We start from the raw sequence: 5331 nt of genomic DNA on the forward strand, positions 1-5331 counted from the left end.
GCGAGCGGCTCGGCGATCATCGAGGCGAGCGAGCTGGTCGTCGAAAAAGGCCGGCTGCTCGCCGGTCATTTCCTGGAGGCCAATGTCGCCGATATCGAGTTCGCTGCCGGCAGGTTCACCGTCATCGGCACCGACCGTTCGATCGGCATCATGGAGATGGCGGCGAGGCTGCATGCCGGCACCGCGGTTGCGCCCGACCTGCCGCAGTCGCTCGACGTGGATCATGTCCTCAAGTCGGCGCCTTCGGCGTATCCCAATGGCTGCCATGTCGCCGAGGTCGAGATCGATCCGGAGACCGGACATGTCGAGATCGCGCGATACGTCATGATCAACGACTTCGGAACCGTCGTGAACCCGATGATCGTCGAGGGGCAGCTCCATGGCGGCGTTGTCCAGGGCATCGGCCAGGCCCTGTTCGAGCGGACGGTCTATGACGACAGCGGCCAGCTCCTCACCGGGTCCTACATGGACTACGCATTGCCTCGGGCGGCCGATGTCCCGTTCTTCTCATTCGTGAGTCAGGGCGTGCGGACGCTCAATAATCGGGTCGGTGCCAAAGGTTGCGGGGAAGCCGGTTGCGCCGGCTCCCTGCCCTCGGTGATGAACGCGGTCGTCGACGCCCTGACGCCGTATGGCATCACGCATCTCGACATGCCGGCTACGCCTCAGGCGGTCTGGCGAGCGGTTCAGTCCGGACAGATCGGATCCGACCGAAACAGCCCGCGAGCCGCGGCCTCCTGACCGCGACGATCGACAGCCTCGACGCGCTCGGCATCAGCTTCGCCGGTTTTTCGGTTTGGGATCAGCCCTGCGGCGGCTTCCAGTCAGCCGCTGGAATGACGTTGACCATCCACGGAACGCCGAACCGGTCGACGAGCGAGCCGAAGCCGGGTGACCAGAAGGTTTCGCCGAACGGCATGACAGCCCTGCCCCCCTCAGCCAGTTGATCGAACCAGCGCTGGCCCTGGGCCTTGTCCTGGGTGTGCAAGGTGACGTCGAAGCCGTTCTTGGGCTTGTCGACGTTAGGAGCCCATCCGACATCCATATCGGCGCCCATCAGCGCCTGGTCGCCGGCCTCAAGCCAGCAATGCATCAGCCAGGTCTTGTGCTTCTCGTCGCTGATCGGCATGCCCGGAGGCGCGTCGCTGTAGGGTATGGCCGCGGTGATCTTTCCGCCCAGGACCCTGGCATAGAACTCGAACGCCTCGCGGCACTGCCCCCGAAAGCTCAAACTGGTCACGATCTTCATGGTCGTCTCCTTTCTGATCGAAGCTTGATGCCCATCAGGCGAGATCAAGCTGCCAAGATACGCCGAAAAAAGCCTGATCCCATCAACTTGCGGCAGGCCGCGGCGGGCGCAGCATCGGCGTCAGGACCGGCGACGATCCGATCTGGATGGTTCCAAGAATTTCGAAGCCATGCCGCTGATAGAGCGGGATGTTCCGCGGATTCGACGATTCCAGATAGGCTGCGGCGCCTGCGCGGTCGCAGCGTGCGAGCGCGTGATGCATCAGCGCGCTTCCGATCCCCTGGCCCTGCCGCGTTGGGTCGGCGCCGATCAGCGGCAGATACCAGTGCGGGTCCGTTGGATGATAGCGCGCCATCGACTCGAACATCCCGTCCACGTCGGACAGGATCGCCGGATCGGCATTCTCCTTGATGAGACGATCGAGCGTCTCGATGTCGGGCTGCACGCCGGGCGGCAGCCACATGGCTGCGCCGCCGAAACCGTCGCTGACATAGGTGCTGTCGCTGTCGTAGGCGGCAGCGCCAAACGCGCGGATCAGGTCGGGCATAACGGCAAGATAGGCCTGCGGATCTCTCAGCGACCAGCGCGCCATCGGATCGGTCGCGAAGGCGAGAGTGATCAGCGCGGAGACGGCACTTTCCTCGTCGCGGGATGCGGAACGGACAGCAATGGACGTCATGGGATGGTCCGGGTGTTTGCGGTCGGCTTCATCGGATATGAGATCCCGACACGCTTGTGCCATGACGGCGCGCCCGAAAGAGTCAGGATGCGCACAGGTGCCGGCAGTCCGGCACCCGCGCAACAGGCCGAGCCGACCGGCTCAGTAGATCGTCAGCGCCGGCACATAGCTCACCAGCAGCAGCACGATCATCGCGACGCCGAAGAAGGGCCAGAGCTCGCGCGTCGTCTCGCCGAGCGTGGTCCGGGCGATCGAGGTCGAGATGAACAGCGTGGTGCCGATCGGCGGCGTATAGAGGCCGATGCCGAGATTGAGCACCATGATGATGCCGAGCTGGACCGGATCGAGGCCGATCGAGGCGGCAAGCGGCACGAAGATCGGCCCGAGCAGCAGGATCGCCGGCGGCAGGTCAATCGGCATGCCGACGAGCAGCAGCAGGACGTTCATCGCCAGGATGACGAAATAGGGGTTCGAGATCGTCGCCGAGACCCATTCGGCGAAACGCTGCGGCACCTGGTCGAAGGTCAGGATCCAGCCGACGATGGCGCTGCCCATGATGACGAGCATCACCACGCCGGTAGCGACGCCGGCCTCGACCATGCTGATCCGGAACCGGCTCCAGCTCATGTCGCGATAGAGCACGACGCTCAGCACCAGCGCATAGAGCACGGCGAGAACCGCGATCTCGGTCGGCGTCGCGATGCCGAAGCGCAGGCCGAGCAGGATGAAGACCGGCATCAGCAGCGCCGGCATGCTGCGCCAGGCCAGCCGCGCCAGCTCCGCCTTGGACACCGGCGCCTCCGGCGAGACATAGCCGCGGCGCCGGGCGATCCAGCTGCACAGCACGATGAAGCCGCCGGCCATCAGCAGGCCGGGCAGGATGCCGGCGGTGAAGAGGTCCGCGATCGAGACGTTCGAGATCAGCGAGTAGAGGATCAGCGGGATCGAGGGCGGGATCAGGATGTCGATGATCGCCGAGGTCGCATTGTTGGCGGCGCAGAGCGGGGCCGGATAGCCCTGCCGCTTCTGCCAGGGGATCAGCACCGAGCCGAGCGCGCTGGCATTGGCAACGGCGCTGCCCGAGACGCCGCCGAACACCACCGAGGCGACCACCGTGGTCGAGAGCGGCCCGCCGCGCCAGCGCTGCATCGCCTTGGAGGCGAAGGCGAGAAGCTCGTTGCCCAGCGCCCCGCCGAGCATGAGCGAGCCCGCCAGCATGAAGAAGGGCAGCGCCAGCATCGGGAAGGACTGGGTCTGCTGGTACATCTGCTGGGCGATGATCGTCAGGGGGATCTGGCCCTGCACCAGCAGGGCCGTTCCCGCCGCGACGATCAGCGCATGGCCGACCGGGATCGCGAGCAGCATCAGGACGGCGAAGGAGAAGATCAGGGTGAGGCTCATGCGACCTGCTCCTCGGGCGCCGGGACCGGCATCGCTTCCGGCCCCATCAGGGCGACACGCACGGCCTGCGTCGCCGTCACGACGATGACGAGCGCCAGCCCGATGGCGAGCGTGTAGTAGCCATAGCTCGCCGGGATCCCCATCACCGGGGAACGGTCGATCCAGAGCATGTCCGCGAGAAGCAGGATGTCCTTGCTCAGCAAGAGATAGCTGCCGATCACGATCGCATGCCCGACCAGCAGCATCATCCTCGCGCCTTCCCGGCCGAGCATGGCGAGCACGGTCTCGACCGCCATATGCCCGCCCTTCTGCACGCCGAGCACGACGCCCGCCATGATGAAGACCGGGAAGAGCCGCTCGGGCAGCTCCTGCGCAAAGCGGAAGCCGCCGGAATCGAGCGCGTAGCGGGCGCCGACATTGGCGGTGAGCATGGCAAGCAGCGCCGAGCCGACCGCGATGACGACCGCCTCGCAGAACCTGGCGGCGAGGCGGTCCACGCCATCCGCCAGGGCGATGGCGCCCGCGCGCCATCCCGTCCCGGGCTGCTTTGCCATCGCCTCAGCCCTTCGCGGCCTTGGCGAGCCGTTCGACGAAATCGCCGAACGGCTTGGCTTTCCAGCCGTCGTAGACCTTGGCGGAGGCCTCGCGGAAGGCGGCCATGTCGGCGTCGTTGACCTGCAGCTTCGGGTCCGCCTTGAACTCGTTGGCGAACCTGGTCTCCGCGTCGAGGAAGAGCTGGCGTTGCAGCTCGCCCGCCTCCTTGGCGGTCGCCTTGACCACCTCGCGATCGGCCGGCGACAGGCGCGTCCAGGTGATCTGCGACATCAGGAAGGGCGAGCACTCCCATTTATGCGCCGAGAGCGAGATGTAGCGGTTGACCTCGAAGAGCTTCGACGAGGCGATGTTGACGAGCGGGTTCTCCTGGCCGTCGACGACGCCCTGCTGGAGCGCGACATAGAGCTCGCCGAAGGAGATCTGCTCGGTGCCGGCGCCGAGCGCCTGGAAGATGTCGATCGTCATCGGATCGGGCGGCGTGCGGATCTTGAGGCCCTTGAGGTCGGCCGGCTTCACGATCGGGCGCTTGCTGTTGGTGATGTGGCGGATGCCGTTGTCCCACCAGCCGAGCGGCACCATGCCGATCTTGGCGAAGCGCTGGTCGAACTCGGCCCCGATCGGGCCTTCGAGCACCTTGAAGGCGGCCGCGGAATTCGCGAACAGGAACGGCAGGCCGAGCGCCGCGAGCTCCGGCAGCAGCGCCGAGGTCGAGCCCTGGCTGTTGACGGTCATGTCGACCGCGCCGGTGCGCAGGCTGGTCAGGAGCGACTGCTCGTTGCCGAGCTGCTCGGCGCCGGCGACGCGTACGGCGAGCCGGCCATTGGTGCGCGCCTTGAGCAGCTCGCCGAACTTGTCGGCCGCGACCCAGCGCGGATTGCCGGCGGCGGCGTTGTGGCCGAGCGTCATGGTGACCTGCGCTTGTGCAGCCCGCGACAGGCTGAGCACGGCGGGCATCGCGAGGCCGGCCGCCAGCAGGCCGCGGCGGTTGAGCCCTCCGGTCGACAGATCGCGTTTCGTCATCATTCCCTCCCTTTATGTTTCGCCGCTTCCGCGGCTTCCTTGCTGGTCGTTCCGGTCAGGGCCCGTCCCGCCCCTGGAGGCTGCGGTAGGCGAAGATCACCTGGCTGTCGTCGCGCGCGCCGAGGCCGCGTCCCGAGACCGACAGGAAGAGCTGGTGGGCGAGGGCGGCCATCGGCAGTGCCGCCTTCGCATCGCGTCCCGCTTCGAGGACGATGCCGAGATCCTTGACGAAGATGTCGACGGCGCTGGTCACGCGCGGCTCGCGCTCCAGCATGCGGGCGCCGCGATCCCTGAGCATCCAGCTCGAGGCGGCCGAGCCGGAGACGATGTCGAGCATGGCCTGCGTGTCGACGCCGAGCTTTTCGGCCAGCGACAGCGCCTCCGCCGCGATGGCGAGATGGGCGCCGCAGAGCAATTGGTTGACCGC

At 66.7% G+C, this 5331-nt stretch carries 7 protein-coding genes; 1 reads left to right on the plus strand and 6 read right to left on the minus strand.

Annotation, left to right across the window (positions count from 1 at the left end; all coding sequences use genetic code 11):
* A partial coding sequence (locus tag V6M56_RS11130) for a xanthine dehydrogenase family protein molybdopterin-binding subunit (RefSeq protein WP_332683668.1) occupies window positions 1-741 on the plus strand: 741 nt, incomplete at its 5' end.
* Window positions 742-802: 61 nt separating this feature from the next.
* Here V6M56_RS11130 and V6M56_RS11135 read toward each other — a convergent pair.
* The 6 genes from V6M56_RS11135 to V6M56_RS11160 form a co-directional block, all read right to left on the minus strand.
* Window positions 803-1249, minus strand: a complete 447-nt coding sequence (locus V6M56_RS11135) for a VOC family protein (RefSeq protein ID WP_332683669.1) — start codon at window positions 1247-1249, stop codon at window positions 803-805.
* Window positions 1250-1331: 82 nt separating this feature from the next.
* Entirely contained in the window at window positions 1332-1928 is a 597-nt protein-coding gene (locus V6M56_RS11140; RefSeq protein WP_332683671.1) for a GNAT family N-acetyltransferase, read from the minus strand.
* 141 nt (window positions 1929-2069) lie between these two features.
* Window positions 2070-3329, minus strand: a complete 1260-nt coding sequence (locus V6M56_RS11145; protein WP_332683674.1) for a TRAP transporter large permease — start codon at window positions 3327-3329, stop codon at window positions 2070-2072.
* Window positions 3326-3826 carry a TRAP transporter small permease gene (locus V6M56_RS11150; RefSeq protein ID WP_332683676.1) on the minus strand — a complete coding sequence of 167 codons (501 nt, stop codon included), beginning with the start codon at window positions 3824-3826 and terminating at the stop codon, window positions 3326-3328. Before V6M56_RS11150 ends, V6M56_RS11145 begins: the two co-directional genes overlap by 4 nt.
* 61 nt (window positions 3827-3887) lie before the next feature.
* On the minus strand, window positions 3888-4904 hold the full coding sequence (locus tag V6M56_RS11155; RefSeq protein ID WP_332683677.1) for a TRAP transporter substrate-binding protein: 1017 nt from the start codon (window positions 4902-4904) through the stop codon (window positions 3888-3890).
* Window positions 4905-4959: 55 nt separating this feature from the next.
* The coding region (locus V6M56_RS11160; protein ID WP_332683679.1) for an NAD-binding protein at window positions 4960-5331 on the minus strand (372 nt) is incomplete at its 5' end.

The organism is Allobosea sp. (assembly GCF_036675845.1).
Lineage (GTDB): Bacteria > Pseudomonadota > Alphaproteobacteria > Rhizobiales > Beijerinckiaceae > Allobosea.

Excerpts from the sequence above, each read along its gene's own strand:
- V6M56_RS11145 (WP_332683674.1), bottom strand. The coding sequence starts at position 3,329 with ATGAGCCTCACCCTGATCTTCTCCTTCGCCGTCCTGATGCTGCTCGCG.
- V6M56_RS11140 (WP_332683671.1), bottom strand. The coding sequence starts at position 1,928 with ATGACGTCCATTGCTGTCCGTTCCGCATCCCGCGACGAGGAAAGTGCC.
- V6M56_RS11155 (WP_332683677.1), bottom strand. The coding sequence starts at position 4,904 with ATGACGAAACGCGATCTGTCGACCGGAGGGCTCAACCGCCGCGGCCTG.
- V6M56_RS11135 (WP_332683669.1), bottom strand. The coding sequence starts at position 1,249 with ATGAAGATCGTGACCAGTTTGAGCTTTCGGGGGCAGTGCCGCGAGGCG.